General features: G+C 70.2%; 13 protein-coding genes. 5 read left to right on the top strand and 8 right to left on the bottom strand.

Features of this window, described 5'->3' with window-relative positions:
* A complete protein-coding gene (locus A3CE_RS0113650; protein ID WP_020640649.1) occupies positions 1 to 1,359 on the bottom strand; it encodes a putative glycoside hydrolase family 15 protein in 1,359 nt (452 codons plus the stop codon).
* Complete coding sequence (locus tag A3CE_RS0113655) at positions 1,341 to 2,807, bottom strand: exopolysaccharide biosynthesis polyprenyl glycosylphosphotransferase (protein WP_020640650.1); 1,467 nt, start codon at positions 2,805 to 2,807, stop codon at positions 1,341 to 1,343. The genes A3CE_RS0113650 and A3CE_RS0113655 overlap by 19 nt, the downstream gene beginning before the upstream one ends.
* 304 nt (positions 2,808 to 3,111) lie before the next feature.
* Between A3CE_RS0113655 and A3CE_RS0113660 the strand changes: the two genes are divergently transcribed.
* Positions 3,112 to 3,942, top strand: coding sequence for a glycosyltransferase (locus A3CE_RS0113660; RefSeq protein WP_020640651.1), 831 nt, complete (start codon positions 3,112 to 3,114; stop codon positions 3,940 to 3,942).
* Positions 3,943 to 3,946: 4 nt separating this feature from the next.
* Positions 3,947 to 5,269: an NAD(P)/FAD-dependent oxidoreductase gene (locus A3CE_RS0113665; protein ID WP_020640652.1), complete on the top strand. Its 1,323-nt coding sequence runs from the start codon at positions 3,947 to 3,949 to the stop codon at positions 5,267 to 5,269.
* Here A3CE_RS0113665 and wecB read toward each other — a convergent pair.
* Positions 5,239 to 6,414: a non-hydrolyzing UDP-N-acetylglucosamine 2-epimerase gene (gene wecB, locus A3CE_RS0113670; protein ID WP_026468452.1), complete on the bottom strand. Its 1,176-nt coding sequence runs from the start codon at positions 6,412 to 6,414 to the stop codon at positions 5,239 to 5,241. The two genes, A3CE_RS0113665 and wecB, sit on opposite strands and share 31 nt — an antisense overlap.
* A gap of 182 nt (positions 6,415 to 6,596) precedes the next feature.
* On the opposite strand from wecB, the gene A3CE_RS0113675 reads away from it, so the two are divergent.
* From A3CE_RS0113675 to A3CE_RS0113685, 3 genes are all read left to right on the top strand, one after another.
* Positions 6,597 to 7,511: a lysyl oxidase family protein gene (locus tag A3CE_RS0113675; protein ID WP_245589514.1), complete on the top strand. Its 915-nt coding sequence runs from the start codon at positions 6,597 to 6,599 to the stop codon at positions 7,509 to 7,511.
* A gap of 207 nt (positions 7,512 to 7,718) precedes the next feature.
* Entirely contained in the window at positions 7,719 to 7,952 is a 234-nt protein-coding gene (locus tag A3CE_RS0113680) for a hypothetical protein (RefSeq protein WP_020640654.1), read from the top strand.
* Positions 7,953 to 8,046: 94 nt separating this feature from the next.
* Positions 8,047 to 9,120, top strand: coding sequence for a glycosyl hydrolase 53 family protein (locus A3CE_RS0113685; protein WP_020640655.1), 1,074 nt, complete (start codon positions 8,047 to 8,049; stop codon positions 9,118 to 9,120).
* A 55-nt stretch (positions 9,121 to 9,175) separates the two neighbouring features.
* On the opposite strand, the gene A3CE_RS0113690 is transcribed toward A3CE_RS0113685, so the two are convergent.
* The 5 genes from A3CE_RS0113690 to A3CE_RS0113710 form a co-directional block, all read right to left on the bottom strand.
* Positions 9,176 to 10,510 carry a right-handed parallel beta-helix repeat-containing protein gene (locus A3CE_RS0113690; protein ID WP_020640656.1) on the bottom strand — a complete coding sequence of 445 codons (1,335 nt, stop codon included), beginning with the start codon at positions 10,508 to 10,510 and terminating at the stop codon, positions 9,176 to 9,178.
* A 27-nt stretch (positions 10,511 to 10,537) separates the two neighbouring features.
* Positions 10,538 to 12,730 (bottom strand): glycoside hydrolase family 2, encoded by a 2,193-nt coding sequence (locus A3CE_RS0113695; RefSeq protein WP_020640657.1) that lies wholly within the window; start codon positions 12,728 to 12,730, stop codon positions 10,538 to 10,540.
* A gap of 14 nt (positions 12,731 to 12,744) precedes the next feature.
* Positions 12,745 to 13,800 carry a rhamnogalacturonan acetylesterase gene (locus A3CE_RS0113700; protein ID WP_020640658.1) on the bottom strand — a complete coding sequence of 352 codons (1,056 nt, stop codon included), beginning with the start codon at positions 13,798 to 13,800 and terminating at the stop codon, positions 12,745 to 12,747.
* Between the two features lie 30 nt (positions 13,801 to 13,830).
* Positions 13,831 to 16,089 (bottom strand): cellulase family glycosylhydrolase, encoded by a 2,259-nt coding sequence (locus A3CE_RS0113705; RefSeq protein ID WP_020640659.1) that lies wholly within the window; start codon positions 16,087 to 16,089, stop codon positions 13,831 to 13,833.
* A 171-nt stretch (positions 16,090 to 16,260) separates the two neighbouring features.
* Positions 16,261 to 17,382 carry a glycoside hydrolase family 53 protein gene (locus tag A3CE_RS0113710; RefSeq protein ID WP_020640660.1) on the bottom strand — a complete coding sequence of 374 codons (1,122 nt, stop codon included), beginning with the start codon at positions 17,380 to 17,382 and terminating at the stop codon, positions 16,261 to 16,263.
* Positions 17,383 to 17,434 lie beyond the last annotated feature (52 nt).

A 17,434-nucleotide genomic window follows, 5' to 3' on the forward strand; every position in this document is an offset into this window, starting at 1 on the left:
TCACCGGGCCCAGAGTTTTCCGACCCGGAACTCGTCCCGGACGATCCACCGCACGACCCGGGCCGGGGGGTCGACCAGGATGACCGCGTCCGCGGCTTCGAGGGTGAGCGGGGCCGGCGCCGGGGTGGACGTGGGCGAAGTCGGGGTCGTGGTCGTGGTCGGTGTTGGAGTGGGCCGCGGTGAGCCGGGCTTGACCAGGCCTTCGGGCGGGACGACCGTCTTGGTGGACGCCGTCGGGTTCACCGCGATCCAGCCGTGGGTGAACGTCCGGGTCCAGACGCCGTTCCGCAGGCGGCCGGCCGCGTCCACCGCCTCGCCCAGCCCGCTGTCCTGCAACGCCGACCACTCCGGGTTCTTGTAGTCGTCGGTGGTGGCCCGGGTCCAGCACGTCCGCGGCCCGGCGAGCAGCGCCGCGGACGCGTAGCCGGCCCGCTCCTCCCGGGCGTTGTGCGTCCGCGTCACCAGCAGCAGCAGGGACTCGCCGAGCGCCGCCTGGGCGCGCAGCTCCTGGAACTCGTTGCTGCGGAACGTCAGGAGCCCGCCGGTCCCGCCGTCCTCGCGGAACCCGAAGTTCTCCTCCATCGCACCCCCGAAGCGGGAGTGCGCGGTCCACCGGCCCGGCACCAGGTGCGTCTCGGACACGTTGGGCACCAGGAGCTTGCCGGCCTGCTCGAAGGCGTCACCGGCCAGGGACAGGAACGCGTCGAGGCCGTCACGCAGCTTGCGGTCGGTTTCCGCGACGTTCGCGGTGCCGGCGAGCACCGCCGGCGAATAGTGGCTCAGGGAGTTGAAGTCGTTGTCGGCGAGGATGCCGTCCCAGCCCTCCCGGTTCACCTCGGCGACGACGGCGTCGGTCCAGGCCTGCTGGTAGGCCGGGTCCCACACCGTCATCTGCCAGTGCCGGGGGTAGCCCTGCCACTCGATGCGCCGCCCCTTGACGTCGACGGCGAACCACCCGGGGTGCTGCTGCTGCGCGGCGACGTAGCCGATGCCGCTCGGCAGGAAGGCGGCGTCGCGGCCGCCGTCGACCGCGCCCGGGTAGTTGCGCGTGCTGGAAAGGTCCTTGTACACCAGCACCTTCAGCCGCGGGTTGAGCTGGTGCAGCCGGCGCATCGCCGCGGTCTGGTCGGCGTTGAGCACGACGACGTCGTACCGCCGGGCCGCCAGCTCGATCTCGTCCGCGGTCGGTGGTTTGCCGATCCCGTACCACCACGCGCAGGGCGCCAGCGGCTTCGGCGGCGGCGCCGAGATCCCCTGCGCCGCGCTGGCGTCGCACCCGGTCAGGCAGCCGGCCAGCAGGACGAGCACGGCCGTCAGGCGAGCCACCGGGTGTTCGCGGATCAGCGTTGCCTTCGGCACAGCAGTTCTCCCACCGTGAGGATGACGATCTTGAGGTCGAGCCAGAGGGACCAGTTCGCGATGTAGTAGTTGTCGTAACGGGCCCGGTCCGCGATCGACGTGTCCCCGCGCAGGCCGTGCACCTGCGCCAGGCCGGTCAGCCCGGTCGGCACCCGGTGCCGCGCCCAGTACAGGTCGTGGACGGCGGAGAACTCGTGCACGAACACCGGCCGTTCCGGCCGCGGGCCGACCAGCGACATGTCCCCGCGCACGACGTTCCACAGCTGCGGCAGTTCGTCCAAAGAGGACCGGCGGAGGAACCGGCCGACCGGCCCGACCCGGCTGTCGCCCAGCACGGACCAGCGGGTCTGCGAGTCGTCGACGGCGGCCTGCCGGACGCTGCGCAGCTTGTAGAGCACGAACGTGCCGCCGTCCATCCCGACCCGGACCTGCCGGAAGAAGACCGGGAAGCCGCTTTCCAGCGCGACGGCCAGCGCGCAGCAGGCGATCACCGGCGCGAGGGCGAGCAGCGCGGCCGCGGCCAGCGTGGTCTCGACGGCGCGCTTGACCCACCAGCTGGGCCGCCGGGTGGGCGCTCCGCCCAGCCACACCAGCGGGTAGCTGCGCAGGCGGTCGACGCCCGGCCCGTCCGCGCAGAGCTCGAACAGGTGCGGCAGCACCAGCGTGACGCACCCCAGCCGGTGGGCGGTGATGGCGGCGTCGACGACCGCGCCGTCGCCGTCGCCGGCCGGGGCGAGGATCACCGTGCCCGCGCGCAGCCGCGCGATCGCGTCGGTGAGGTCGCCGCTGATCGGCTCGACCGGCAGGCCGGTGGGCGCCGGGTCCGGCGCGGACGCCACGACGCCCACCGGGAGCAGGCCGAACTCCGGGTGTTCCAGCATGGTGCGGACCAGCTCGCCGCAGATCCGCCCGGAGCCGACCACGACGGCCCGGTCGCAGCGGCGCAGCCGGCGGCGGCCCCACCGGCCGAACGCGAAGACCGCGGGCCGGACGCCTTCGCTGAGCACGGCGAAGAACAGGACCACTTCCTGCATCCGCGCCGTGTCGTCCCCGTCCATCCCGGCCAGGAGCGCCGTTCCGGTGACGAGCGCGAACGCCAGCGCGGTGGCGGTGACCGAGCGCGGGAGGTCCTGCAGCCAGGAGAGCCAGAGGCGGCGGCGGTGGACCCGGCCGCCGACCCGGGTCCCGGCGAGCGCCGCGGCCGTGACCACCGCGCACACCGGACCGGTACCGGTCCGCAGCACCGCGGTCAGCCAGGCGGCGCCGTCGACGGCGCCGAGCAGCACGGCCACGGCGTTGACCCGGGCCAGCAGCGGGCGGCCGCGGACCGGATTGTCCCGGCGGTCGCGCGGCCAGGCGCTTCGCCGGTCACCGCGCCGGTCGCCCGGCCGGTCGTGCCGCTGCGCCGGCACCGCTTCGGTGAGGACCGCGTCCTTGAGTTCAGTCACCGGTCTCGACCTCTTCTTGACATGAGGATCCCATTCTCGCTTTCTTCACGACTCAGCCATTCGAGGCAACACCGGCTCGATCGAGTGAATTTTCCCGCGACGTCCCGGAAATACACCCGATAGGGGCGTTTGACAGACCCGATCCGGTGATTTTTGGAAACACCAAGTAGTTCTGATGACGCGCATCCTTCCGGGGGATTTTCCGGGCCACTAAAGAAACCACACAACATAGCCGAATATCACTCGACAGCCGAATGAAACCCGACTCCGTCCGGGTGACCGGCACAACGAGCAGAGGGGAACCGTGGCACGCGAAGAGACCACCCTGGCCACACTGTCCGAACCGGACCGCACCGAACCGGATCCCGCCGGGGGACGGACCGGCGGGCGGGCGCACGTCGTGCTGCCCGCGTTCAACGAAGAAGCGTCCCTGCCACCCCTGCTGCGGCGGCTCGCCGACGTGGCCCGCACCGAGCAGCTCACCGTCTGGGTCGTCGACGACGGGTCCGCCGACGCCACGGTCGCGGTGGCCGAGTCGGGCTACGGCGGGCTCGACGTCCGCGTCGTGCGGCACCTGGTGAACCTCGGGCTCGGCCGGGCCGTGCAGTCCGGCCTCCGGGCGGCGTTGGCCGAAACCGGTCCCGACGACATCGTCGTCGTCATGGACGCCGACGACACGCACGACCCGTCGCTGATCCGCGAGCTGCAGGCGGAGATCACCGCGGGCGCGGACGTCGCCATCTGCTCGCGGTTCGTCCCGGGCGGCGACGACCGGACCGCCCCGTTCGGGCGGCGGCTGCTGTCCCGCGGCGCCGCGCAGCTGTTCCACCGCGCCCTCGACGTCGACGGCGTCCGGGACTTCACCAGCGGCTACCGCGCCTACCGGGCGTCACTGCTGGCGCGCGCGTCGGCCCACTGGGGCGAACGGCTCATCGAAGAGCAGGGCTTCGCCTGCATGGTGGAACTGCTGCTCAAGCTCCGCCACTGCCGCCCGGTGATCACCGAGGTGCCGCTGGCCCTGCGGTACGACCGCAAGCAGGGACCCAGCAAGCTGAAGCTGCGACGGACCGTCGTGCAGTACCTGAAACTGCTCGTCCGCGACCGGCTGAGCCCGGCGCCCTACCGGAAGCTGTGACCCGGTGACCCTTCCCGGCTCCCCCCACGTCGCCGTGATCGGCGGCGGCATCTGCGGCCTCGCCGCCGCCCACCGCCTCGTCCGGCGCGGCGCCCGGGTGACCCTGCTCGAGAGCAGCGACCAGCTCGGCGGCCTCGGCACGTTCTTCGCCCACGGCGACCGCTGGGCCGAGCGGTTCTACCACTGCGTCATGCCGTCCGACGCGAGCCTGCTGGCGTTGCTGGGCGAGCTGGGTCTGCGGGATTCGGTGCGGTGGCGGGAAACGACGATGGGCATGGTCGTCGAGGGCCACCGCCACCCGTTCAACTCCGCGCTCGACCTGCTGCGGTTCTCCCCGCTGCGGCTGCCCGACAGGGTGCGCTTCGGCGTGGTTTCCCTGCTGCTGCGGCGGCTGGGCCGGGACAAGGACCTCGACCGGCTGCGCACCGAGGACTGGCTGCGCGGGCTCTACGGCGACGTCGTCTGGGAACGGCTCTTCGCGCCGATGTTCGGCTCGAAGTTCGGGGCGTCCTTCGGGGACGTTCCCGCGCTGTACCTCTGGCAACGGCTGGGCCGGGAGCGCAACGTGGCCACCCGCGGCTACCCGGCGGGCGGCTACAAGACGATCATCGACGCCCTGCGGACGTCGATCGAGCGGGCCGGCGGCACCGTGCGCACGTCGGCACCCGTCCGGCGGCTGCACAGCACGGGCGGCCGCGCGGTCCTCACCCTGGCCGAAGGCGAAGTCCTCGACGCCGACCACGTCGTCTCCACCGTGCCGCTGCCCCAGCTGCGGCGCATCGCCGACGACGAGCTGGCCGCCCGGCTGCCCCGGACCGACCTGCCCTACCAGGGTGTGGTCACCGGCGTGTTCTTCCTCCGCCGTCCGCTGACCGAGCACTACTGGACGCCGGTGCTGCACTCGGGCACCGAGTTCGACGGGGTCGTCGCGATGTCCGAGCTGGCCGGCACCACCGGCGGCCACCACCTCGTCTACGTCATGCGCTACACCGACCGCGGCTCGCCGCTGTACCTCGACGACGACGAAGCGATCGCCGCCCGCTGGTCGGCTCAGCTCAGGGCGCTGTACCCGGAGCTCGGCCCGGACGACCTCGCCGAGGTGCGGGTGTTCAAGGCGCCGTTCGTCGAACCCGTGTACCCGCTGGGTTATCTGGCCGAGCGGCCGCCCGTCGCGGTGGCGGGCACGAACCTGCTGCTGGCCACGACGGCCCACGTGTACCCGGACGTCACGAGCTGGAACTCGAGCGTCGCGCTCGCGAACGACGTCACGAGCCGGATCGCCGTCCCGGCCGGGGATCAGCCGGCGGTCGCCGAACCGGCCCGCTGAGCGAGCACGGAACCGAGCGCGGCCGCGACGCGGGCGGCGGCGGACCCGTCGCCGTACGGTGACGGGAGCCGCCGGAGCCGCTCGCGGTGGCCGGCGACGTCGTCGAGCCACCGGGCGACCTCGGTCCCGATCCCGGGCCCGGGCAGCACCCGCACGCCGAACGTCCCGGCGATCTCGGGGCGTTCGGTGCTGCGCCGGACGACGACCACGGGTCGCTTGAGGACACTCACTTCCTCCTGGATGCCCCCGGAATCGGACACGATCACGGCGGCTTCGGCGGCCAGCGCGAGGAACGCCGGGTAGGCCTGGGGCTCCAGCCGGACGAAGGGGTCCAGCAGCCGCGTCAGGCCGAACTGCTCGACGCTCTTGGCCGTGCGCGGGTGCAGCGGGAACACGACCGGCAGCGGCAGCCGGCCCAGTTCCCGCAGGATCACCTCGAGCCGGCCCGGGTCGTCGACGTTCTCCGGGCGGTGGATGGTGGCCAGGACGAACCGGTCGCGCGCCAGGCCCCGGGCCGCCAGGACAGCCTCCCGCTCGGCGGCGGCCGGGAGCGCGCGCTCCAGCGCTTCCACGACCGTGTTGCCGGTGACGGCGATCCGTTCGGCGGGCACGTTTTCCGCCAGGAGGTTCCGGCGGTTGAGGTCGGTCGGCGCGCAGCAGAGGTCGGCGAGGTGGTCGATCAGCACCCGGTTGTGCTCTTCCGGCATCGCGCGGTCGTGGCTGCGCAGCCCGGCTTCGACGTGCACCAGCGGAAGGTCGTGCGCGTTGGCCGCCAGCGCGCCGGCGAGCGCCGACGTCGTGTCGCCCTGCACGACCACCACCCGGCCGGGGTGCGCGGCCAGGACTTCGTCGACCGCGCTGACGGTCCGCCCGAGCTGGCCCCCGCGGCGCCCGGCGCCGACGCCGAGTTCGTGGAACCGCCCGGACGGCGGCAGGTCCGCGCGGATGCGCGAGTACAGCGAGTGGTCGTAGTGCTGTCCGGTGTAGACGACCGCGCACCCGTCGCCGAAGAACCGCATCAACGGCGCCAGCTTGATCAATTCGGGCCGCGTCCCGCAGACCAGCGTGATTCCGCCGGTCCCGGCCGGCGGCACTTCCGGGGCGCCTACGGCTGATTCGCGGAAAGCTGCGGTGGTGGTCGGCATGCGGTGAATTCCCTCCGGGGCGTCGGTTCGCCCGCACGCTACTCACCGCAGCCGTCAGAACGGTGGCAGCTCAGTCGATTGTGTGACACGACGGCGTGCCGGGGCCCCCTAGAATGACGCGGTCGGAAAGACCGGACAGGACGGCGCAGCTCTTGCTCAAGAAACACGCGATACTGGCGGCCGTGGTCCTTTTGGTCACCGCCTTGGTCACCGCCTCGGCTCCTCGTGCCGACGCGGCCTCGGAGGTCCTCCTCCCCGATCTGCGCCAGGCGATCCCGGGCTGCGACGGCGGGAGTTCCGGCGACCTCGCGCAGTGCGACGCCTGGGACGTGTGCCCGGTGATCGACCCCGCGGTACCCAGCGGGCGGTGCGTCCCGGTGAACGTGGCGAAGGCCGTCCGGCTGCGGTTCACCAGCGCGGAGGAGAACATCGGCGACGGGCCGCTGCTGCTCTACGGCCGTCGCGACACGACGAACCAGGACACCATGTCCGTCCGCCAGGCCCTGCGCAACGGCCCGAACGGCTCGATCCCCGCTGACTATGTTTCGGCGCAGCGAGTCACCCGGGCCTTCACGTACTACGAGCCGGCCGTCGCCCACCAGCACTGGCACCTGATGAACTTCGAACACTTCGCGCTGGTTTCCCCGCAGGGAAAGACGATCGTCACGGACCGCAAGAACGGCTTCTGCCTCGGCGACCGGTTCACGGTGGCCGACGCCGGCCGGCTGAGCCACGTCCCCGGGGACACCGGCCCCGACGCCGACCTCGCCGAGACCCTCCGCGCGAACCAGTGCCGCCACCACGAGCCCACGGCCCTCGACGTGCTCGAAGGAATCTCGGTCGGCGCCGGCGACGACTACAAGTACACCGTCGACTTCCAGTGGCTGGACATCACGCACGTCCCGGCGGGCACGTACGACCTGGTGAACACGGTGAACGCGGACCGGACGCTGCTGGAGTCGAACTACCGCAACAACTCCACCGCCGTGGCCCTGACCATCGCATGGCCGCAGGGCATGCCGGGGCCGGGCGCGATCCCGGCCGCCCCGGTCGTCAAGTTCCTGCGCGCCTGCCCCGGCCAGCCCCGCTGCGCCTGAGTGGCCCGGCCCCAGGTTCCGGCAGAGTCGCGCCCGGTTCGCGGCTCGGCGGTTCACCGGAGGTCTTGAATGACTCATTCAAGACCTCCGAAGACCTGAATGAGTCATTCAAGACACCTCGGCAGCTGCCGCGCGGCCGGCATGTTTCCGGTCGCACCGCCCTGGGTATCCACGATGGTGCTTCGCCGTGACGACCGAGGGGGCCGGGTGGACGTCGAAAAGATCAAGCGCCGCCGCTACTTCCGCACGCTGGTGTGGTGGCCGTTCCTGCTGATACTCCCCGTCACTTTCGGCATCGAACTGCTCGTGCGCGCCGGCCTGCACCACTGGAGCATCGACACGGGCCACCTCATCGCCGCCGTCGTGAAGGCGATCCTCGCGTGGCTGTTCTTCCCCGGTCTGTGGCGCTGGATGATCCGCCGGGATCAGGCCAATCACTGAAAGCGCTTTCCGAAATCTCTTGTAAAGATCTCCTTCGTGCGGTTCCATTCAAGAGAACGCTCGGTTCGTCACGTCGTCGATCAAAGGAGATCGGATGGCCCCGTCGAAGGAGCTCACCCATGAACTGCCGGAAATTGCGTCAACCAGGCTGGGGCGGCGGTCCGTGCTGCTCGGCGCGCTCGCACTGGGCGCAGGTGCCACGACGCAGGCGACAGCCGCCGTGCTACCGCCGGAAGCCACCGCGGCCGCCTTCTTCAAGGGCGCCGACATCAGCTGGGCGCCGCAGATGGAAGCCCACGGCTACACCTGGAAGAACGCCGCCGGGCAGAGCCAGGACCTGCTGGCCATCCTCAAGGGATACGGCATCAACGCCATCCGGTTGCGCACGTTCGTCAACCCGTCGGGCAGCGCCACCGACGGCCACTGCGGCATCACCGAGGTCGCCGCGCTGGCCAAGCGCGTCAAGGCCGCCGGCATGTCGATCATGCTTGACTACATGTTCGGCGACACCTGGAACTCCGTCGGCGTGCAGAACCCGCCCGCGGCGTGGAAGAACCTGAGCTACAGCCAGCTGCTCGGCGCCATGAACTCCTACGTCAACCAGACCATGAACGTCATGAAGAGCAACGACGTGCTCCCCACCTGGGTGCAGATCGGCAACGAAATCAACGGCGGCATCTGCCACCCGGTCGGCAGCGTCTCCAACGGTGCGCAAATGACGGGCCTGCTCAACGCCGCCTACAACCAGGTCAAGCAGGTGTCGCCGAGCACGACGGTGTGCGTCCACCTCGCCCAGCCGCAGAAGTGGGACTCGATGCAGACCTTCTTCAGCCGCTACGCCGGCAACGGCGGCAAGTGGGACATGTCGGTCTTCTCCTCCTACGGCAGCGCGAGCGTCGCCGCCGGCATCGTGGCGAACATGAAGAAGATCGCCGACCAGTACGGCAAACCCTTCATGCAGACCGAGTTCGGCGGCCCGGTGAGCAAGGTCTCGGCCACCCGTGACTCGCTGGTCGCCTACCTCAACGCGCTCAAGAGCACCGGCGGACAGGGCCTGTTTTACTGGGAGCCGGAAGGCTATTCGCCGTTCACCGGCTACGCCAACGTCGCCTGGAACTCCGCGAACCGCCAGCCGACCGCCATCATGGACGGCTTCACGCAGGCATGACGCCGGAAAGGCGGTGACCCCTGAGGTCACCGCCTTCTTGTCAGGACACAGCCCGTCAAGACTCGAAAGCACCGAGGTCCGGCGCCTTCCCTTTGTAGGGCAGCCCGACGTTGGTGCCTTTGTCGATCAGCGAACTGTTCGCCGCGAGACGCAGGTAGGGCAGCACGGGCAGGCTGCCGTCGGCCTGCCGTCGCGCCTCCCAGCCGGCCGTCGACACGCTCTGGAACTGCGCGTCCGACAAGGTGACGCTCAGGTTCCAGGAGTTGTACGACGCGCTCGTGCCGGACATGTTCGACGTCAGGGAACCCTTGTAGGCGATGTTGTTGCGCAGGTTGCCCAGGCCGGTCGCCGCGCCGCTCGAGGTGATCCCGAGCATGTTGTAGTCCGGTTTGTTGTTGTAGCTCGTGTTGTTGAAGTAGTCGTTGGCCAGTGTGTGGTGGTTGGCGTAGAAGCCCGCGGCCTTGTTGTTGAACGCCACCGAGTCCCGGACGGTGTGCTTGACGCCGTTGCTCACGTACGTGCCGCCGTAGCCGCCCATCTTGAAGCCGTTCCCGTTGCCGGACGACGTCGTCGTCTCCGGCAGGTACCCGTTCCGCCAGGCCCACGAGTTCTCGATGGTCACCGACGAGAACGCGTTGATGAGGTCGAACCCGTCGTCGGAGTTCCACCACGCGCGGCAGCCGCGGAACACGTTGCCCGGGTGGTTGGCGGAGATGTGCGCGCCGAACCCGTCCGCGCTTTCGCCCGCGCCGTTCGACGTGAGCGGGTCGTAGTTGTCGTACGAATCGGAATTGACGACGAGGTTTCCGCCGCCGTCCTGGATGAACAAGCCGGGTCCCATGTTGTTGTGCAGGTTGAGGGATTCGAAGGTGTTGTTGCTCCCCGAGATCCAGATACCCCAGGATTCGTGGTTGAGGTTGTTGTGCTGGGGGACGCCCTTGACCTCGAGTCCCTTCAAGTGAATGTAATTGCCGGTGACGTCGAAGCCTTTGATCCGGCAGTCGTCGCTGACGCGGGAGAAGTCGAAGACCGGAGTCTCGCCGGGATAAGCCCAGTAGCGGATCGGGATGCCCGCACTGCCGCTCTTGTTCAGCGTGATCGCGTCCACCCGGTCGGTCTGGCTCGCGCAGGCCTTGTTCGCGCGGGAATAGGGGTAGGCGCCGCCCCGGAGGTACACCGTGTCACCTGCCTGGGCGACGGACTGGGCGTGCGCGACCGACGCCCAGGGCGCGGTCTGTGTCCCGGCGGCGCTGTCACTGCCCGCCGGAGCGACGTAGTAGGTCATTCCGGCTGCCGGGCTGCTCGCGGCCACCGGGGCACCGGCGACCGCAGTGGCGGTCACCGCGGCCGCCCAGAACACGAGGAAACGTTTCAGGACAACGAGTTTCATACGCACACTCCAGAGGGGGAAGCCATGTCAGTCGCAGCTGCCGGAACAGGGCACGAACGATGCTGTGGTGCCGGTCAGCGTGGTCGTGCCCGTCGTCAGGCCCCCGGAACTCGCGGTCACCGTGATGGCGCCCGGGCCGGTGGCCCGCACCAGGGCGTAGGCGACGCCCTGGTAGGCCTTCCGGACGGTGCCGCGGAAGCTCTCCTGCACCGGGCTGCCGCTGTCGACCGCCACCAGCACGCCCGGCCCGGTGATGCCGAACGTGACCGCGGCGGAGGAGCCGGTCACCACGCGGCCGGACGAGTCGGCCACCGTCGCCTTCACGTACGAGACGTCGTCGATGTCGGTCGACACCGTGCTGTGGTCGGGCGACACCAGCACGCGGGTCGCCGCGGTGCCGGTGGGCGGTGGTGACGTGGCCGGCGCACCCCAGGTGCGCTGCCACGAGTACCCGATCGGCCGCACCGTGCCCACGCCGTCCATCAGGCCGAAGTCCGGCTCGGCCCGCGGCCACAGCCCGTCGGCCTCCCCCAGGTACGCCGCGCCGGTCCAGAGGAACAGGCCGGTGACCATGGCGTTGTTCCGTACGGTCGTCCAGGCGGAGGTGTCGGTGCCCATCTCGGTGAAGAGCCCGGCCCGGGCCGGGGACGTCTTCGCGGCCGTGATGACCTCGTCCGGCCGGTAGTTGCCGCCGAAGACGTCCACGATGGTCCGGGTGGCCCCGGTGACGTCGCCGCTGTCGCTCGGCCGGAACAGCGCCTGGGTGACCGGACGGCCGGGGTCCAGCGCGTGCGCGATCGAGACCATCCTGGTCAGCAGGGGTGTCCGGGTCGAGAGCGAGTCGCGGATCTCGTTGCCGGTGCTCCACATCGCCACGCTGGGGTGGTTGCGGTCGCGCATGACCACGCTGGTGGCGTCCACCTGGTACCACGGCACCGAGCCGCTCGCACCGGGCACCGCGGGCGTCCCCGCCGGCGCGGACGCCGTCTTGCCGAAGTACGTCGCGTAGTCGCCGACGTCGGAGTACTTGTGCTGGGTCCAGACGTCGAAGAACTCGTCGAGGACCAGGAACCCCATCCGGTCGGTGAGCTCGAGGAACGCCGGGCTGGGCGGGTCGTGCGCGGTGCGGATGGCGTTCACCCCGAGCGCTTTCAGCTGGGCGAGCCGCCGCTGCATCGCCCGCTGAGGCGCGGCCATCCCGAGCCCGTGGAAGTCCTGGTGCAGCGCGACGCCCTGGAACTTCACGTTCTTGCCGTTCAGGCTCATGCCCGTCGAGGCGTTGAACGTCAGCGTGCGGATGCCCACGGACGTGACGTCGTCGTCGACGGCGGTGCCGCCGACGAGGACGTTCGTCGCCAGCGAGTACAGGTTCGGATTGGTCAGGTCCCACAGCCGCGGGTTGCTCACGGCCACGTCGTAGGCGAAGGTGGCGGACGCGCCGGCGGCGACAGTCTTGGCCGCCGTGGTGACCGCGGGTAACGCGCTCCCGCCCGGGTCGCTGAGCACGCCCCGGACACTGACGCTCGCCGCCGCGCTGCCTTCGTTGACCACGGTGGTTTCCGCGTGCACGGTGTTGGCGCCGGGTGTGGTGACGCGGGTGGCCCACTGGCCGACGTGCACGGGATCCGTCGCGATGAGCCGGACATCGCGGTGGATCCCGGCGCCGGTGTAGTAACGGGACGCCGGCTGCGACGTCGTGTCCGTCTTGACGGCGACCACGTTGTCGGCGCCGCCGAACTTCGCCGCCGCCGTGATGTCGTAGCGGAAGCTGGTGTAGCCGTAGGGGTGCGTGCCGATGAGGGTGCCGTTGACGTACACGCTCGCGTTGGCCATCACGCCGTCGAACTCGAGGGACACCTTGCGGCCGGACGGCACCGCGGCCAGCGAGAAGTGCTTGCGGTACCAGCCGATGCCCGACGGCAGGTAGCCACCCCGGCCGGTGCTCGGCGCCGACTGCGAGAACGGGCTGGCCGGCGGGTTCGGGCCCTCGATGCTCCAGTCGTGCGGCACGCTGAGCTTGCGCCAGCCACCGTCGTTGTAGGAGGCACCGCCCGCGCCACTGGCGTCACCGTAGTTGAACAGCCAGCCGGGGTCGAAGTCCGTGACCGTCCGGTACTGGTTGATGGCGGCCGCGCCGGTGACCGGAGCGAGCAGCAGTCCCGCCGCCAGCACACCCGCGGCGGCCACCGCGAGCCGCCTGCCGAAGACGAAGTTACGCATGGCTCCTCCAGGGTTCAGCGCAGATAGGCGACGAGCGAGAGGTTCAGCTCACGGATGCCCTGCACCACCAGGTTCGACATCTGCGTCGCGCCGTACGTCGAGAAGTGCGTGTTGTCGGTGACGCCGTCGGTGGCCTGGGTGAGGTAGATCTTCTGCGACGCGGCAGGGCCGAGGGACTCGACCAGGGACTTGGTCTTGGCCGTCAGGTCGAGCACCGGCACGTTCGCGCTCTGGCCCAGCGCCCGGATCACCGCGGGCAGGTCCACGCCCACGCCGTTGACGTGCAGGGCGGTCGGGGTCAGCTTGGTGCCGCTGAACAATCGCCGCACCGGCGGTGTCACCAGCACCGGGACGCCGCCGCGCTCGCGCACGCCGTCGACCATCTTGGCGAGGTTGTCGCGGAACGCCGTCGCCGACGTCTGCTTGTCGTTGTGCCCGAACTGGATGAGCACGAGGTCCTTGCTCTTGATCAACGGCTTGAGCGTCGGGAAGAGCGCCTTGGTGGCCAGGAAACTGCCCGAGCTTTCACCCGAGTCCGCGTAGTTGGCGACCACGGCGCCACCTCGCACGTTCACCGGCAACTGCTGCCCCCAGCCCGTGTAGGGCGCCACCGGCTGGTCGCAGACGGTCGAGTCGCCCGCCAGGTACGTCACCAGCGGGGCCTGGGCCGCGGTCACGGTCAGCGAGCCGATCGCGGGAGCGCTGCCGCCGAACGTGATGTCCAGGCCCGCGGTGCCGGTGCCGCCCTGGCCGGTGGGCTGGCCCTCCGGGTTGCGCACGTTGACCGTCACGGTGGTGGGGACGACCTGGCCCGCGTTCGTCGAGACGGCGTTCAGGACCTGCCTGCGCGCCTCCACCGACATCGACGTGTTGGCCGCCTTCGTGGTGCTGCCGAGCCCCACCGTGACGTCGTAGTTCCCCGGCGAGACCGCGAAGTGGCACTTGATCGGCGCCGTGCCCGAGCACTGTGCGGGAAGCGCTTTCTGGACGGCCGCGGCCACCGCCGGCGCGGGAACCAGGGTGACCGCGGCCAAGCCGGCGAGAATGACCGCCTGCTGCCTGAGGGACATGAGGACTCCTTTGTCCTGAGTAGCGGAATCTCAGCCGGCCGAGCAGGTGCTCCCGTTGAGCGTGAACGACGTCGGCGCCGGATTGGACCCGCTGTACGAGCCGTTGAAGCCGATGCCGGCCGAGGCGTTCGGTGCCAGCGTGCCGTTCCAGCTCACGTTGGTGGCGGTGACGGAACTGCCGGACTGGGCGAAGGTGGCGCCCCAGCCGGGGAGGGTCATCCGCTGGCCCCCGGCGAAGGTGAAGGCCAGCGTCCAGCCGGTGACCGTGCTCGCGCCGGTGTTCGTGACGGTGATGTTGGCCGTGAACCCGTTGCCGCCACCCCAGTTCGACGCGGCGTAGGTGACCTTGCACGCCCCGGTGCCACCACCCGGGCTCGTCGTCACGGACGCGATCCCGGAAGCGGCCGAGGTGTTCCCCGCCGCGTCCCTGGCCCGCACCTGGTACCGGTAGGTGCTCGAAGCCGCCAAGCCGCTGTCGGTGAACGACGTCGTCGCGGTCGAGCCGACGACGGCGAACGTGCCACCGCTCGCGCGGAGGACATCATAGCCGGTGACGCCGACGTTGTCGGTCGACGCCGTCCAGGTCAGCGTGGCACCACTGGAAGTCACCGCCGAGACGGCCGGGGTGCCCGGAACGGACGGTGCTTCGGTGTCCCCGCTGCCGCCGCCGTAGATCGTGGCTTCCTTCGACGTCTGCCGGATTCCGTTGGCGCCGTTGAGGAACCGCTCGCCCCACGCCGTGAGATTCGCCGGGTCGAAGTTGTTCGTCATGTCGAGGTAGGCGACGTCGCTGCTGTTACCGCTCCACGACCAGCCGAGATAGCCGAGACCGCGGGCCTGCGCCTGGGCCATGATCGTGTCCTCGTCCGGGTTGCCGTCCGTGTGCATGTTCCCGAACTCGCCGACAACCAGGGGCAGCCCGGCGGTCCGGAAACTGTCGAAGTACGCGTTGATCTCGGCGGCGGTGTCGTAGACGCCGTACATGTGGATGGAGAAGACGGTGTTGTGCTGCGAGTCGGCGGTGAACACGGTGGCCGCGTTGTCGCGCATGATGTTCTGCCAGTCCTGGCCCCACATCGGCGCGTCGGCCATCAGCAGGTGCTGCAGCCCGGCGGCCCGCAGCCGGCTGATCGCGCCGCTCGTCGCGCTCGCCCAGGTCGCGCTCACCTGCTGGTTGTTGCCGAACGGCTCGTTGCCCAGGTTGATCACGGCGTAGTTTTCCTGTCCCTTGAGGGCACTCGCGACGCTGATCCAGTAACTGACCGCCTGGTCCAGGGTCGCGGCGCCGCTCTGCTCGCCGTACCCGGTGGTGTCGTGCACCTCCAGGACGCAGATCAGCCGGTTCTGTTTGCACTGCCCGATGACGCTGGTGACTTCGGCGGCCGAAGTCGGTCCCCACCGCTGCCCGCTGCCGAGGACGACACGGACCGTGTTGGCACCGAAGGACTTGATGTCGGCGAAGGCGCGGTTCTGGCCCGGGTACCAGACGTACGCGTGGTTAACCCCGCGCATCACGAACGGCGTGCCGTTGGCCTCGGCGATCCGCGTGCCGTCGACGTGGAGACCGGTCGCGGCCGGGGTGTCGCCGCCCAGCGCCGCCACGAGGGCCGGGTACCAGCGGCTTTCCATCTTCTGGATGCCGGTGGTGCTGTTCGGGTGGACGCCGTCGCCGGTGTCCGCCGCGGTGTCGAACCCGGTCCACTGGTCGACCACGGTGATCGGGGACGCGGCCGTGGAGTGCGCCTGCGCCCAGGCGGGAATGGCGTTGTCCAGCTCGACCACCCGCTGCCCGCAGGCCGCGCAGTTGGCCGGGTTCATCGGGATGATCTTGGCGACGACCAGCTTGGTGGCCGGGTTGGCGGCCCGCATCTGGCCGAGCAGCGTGGTGTAGGCGTCCAGGATGGTGGCCGCCGGGATGGCGCTCCACACGTCGTTGGTGCCCAGGTGCATCAGGACGACGTCCGGGTGCGTCGCCGACAGCCAGCCGGGCAGCTGGTTGTCCCGCACGATCCCGGTCGCCAGGAACCCGCCGTGGCCCTCGTTGTCGCCGTCGTAGGTGAAGCCGCAGCCGGGGGCCGGGAGGGTGCCGACGAAGTCGACGTCGGTGTGCCCGGTGTCCTGCAGGTGTTTCCACAGCAACGCCCGCCAGCAGCCGGGCGACCCGGTGATGGAGTCGCCGAGCGCCATGACCCGGGCCGGTGTCGCCGCACCGGCCGCCGCGGGAGCCACGACAGCGCAGGCGGCCAGCAGCACGCCGGCCAGGAGCACGCGGAGGAATCGCCAGCGCATACCGACCTCCTGGAGAACCGCTCGACAGGACGAATGGATCTGGGAGCGCTCCCACGGTAACATGGAAAGCGCTTGCCGGACACCGGTCGCGGCGGACCGGACCTCCCGATTCACTTAACCGTTCAGCAGATCGGCTCGAGGTGAGAAAGCGTTTTCTCGAACCGGCCGCACTCACGGCGTCCAGCGGATGTTCGGGTTCAGCCGTCCGTTCCGGTCGAACACGGCCTGGTTGTCCCAGCCGTCGCCGGAACCGGCGATGTCGGCCGGGTCCCAGCCGTTGCCGGGCACCGCGTACCAGGTGGGTTCCCAGTAGAAGACGCCGATCGCGCCGGCGGCGCGGGCGGTGTTCTGGACGGCGGTGAAGTTCGCGGCCTGCCCGGCGGGGGTGGCCGGATAGCCCGCGCACGGCTGCGCGGCCGAGATGGTGTTCGGCGTGCTGTCGTAGTTCGCCGTCGTGTACGGGTAGGCCGTCTCGGCGAGGATGACCGGCTTTCCGTACCGGGCCCGCACATCGGACACGACGGCGGTCATGTTCGCCAGGGTGCCGTGCCAGTAGCAGTAGTAGGACAGGCCGGTGACGTCCCACTGGACGCCTTGCGCGCGGATGCCGTCGTAGAACCAGCGCGCGTGCGCGTCGCTGTCGGCGTCGGCGGTGTGGATGACGACCTGGGTGCCGCCGTTGCACGCCTTGGTGGCGTTGTAGCCCGCCTTGAGCAGGCGGCCGAGGTTCCCGAAGTCGTTGTTGACGACTTTGCCGTCGTCCCAAAGCATGCCGACGTTGATCTCGTTGCCGATCTGCACGCTGTCCGGGGTCGTGCCCTGGGCCTTGAGCGCCGAGCAGACGTCGTAGGTGTAGTCGTGGACGTCGGTCTGGAGGGCGCCGATGCCGTGTGACGCCCAGGCGGCGGGCTTGGCCTGTTTGCCGGGATCGGCCCACGTGTCGGAGTAGTGGAAGTCGACCAGCAGCTTGAGCCCCTTGGCCTTCACCGCCCGGGCGTACTGCAGCACCTTGGCCTTGTTGTTGTAGCCGCTGCGGGGGTTGTTCCAGACGCGCAGGCGCACGTAGTTCACGCCCGCACCCTTGAGGATGTCGAGCGGGTCGCCGGCGACGCCGTTCGCGCCGGAGTACTTCGCGCCGAGGTCGAGCGCCCGCTGGGCGGTCGAGACGTCCGCGCCGAGCATGGTGAGGGAGTTCGCGGCCGAGGCAGCGGGGACGGGCATTGCCGCAGGGAGCGCGAGGACCACCAGGAACAGGACAACTCGAGCCAGGCGGCCGGTGCGGGACACGGTCATTCGATCTCCTTTGATCGACGACGTGACGAGCCGTTCCGGTAAGAATGGAATC

It is taken from the genome of Amycolatopsis balhimycina FH 1894 (assembly GCF_000384295.1).
GTDB classification, from domain to species: domain Bacteria; phylum Actinomycetota; class Actinomycetes; order Mycobacteriales; family Pseudonocardiaceae; genus Amycolatopsis; species Amycolatopsis balhimycina.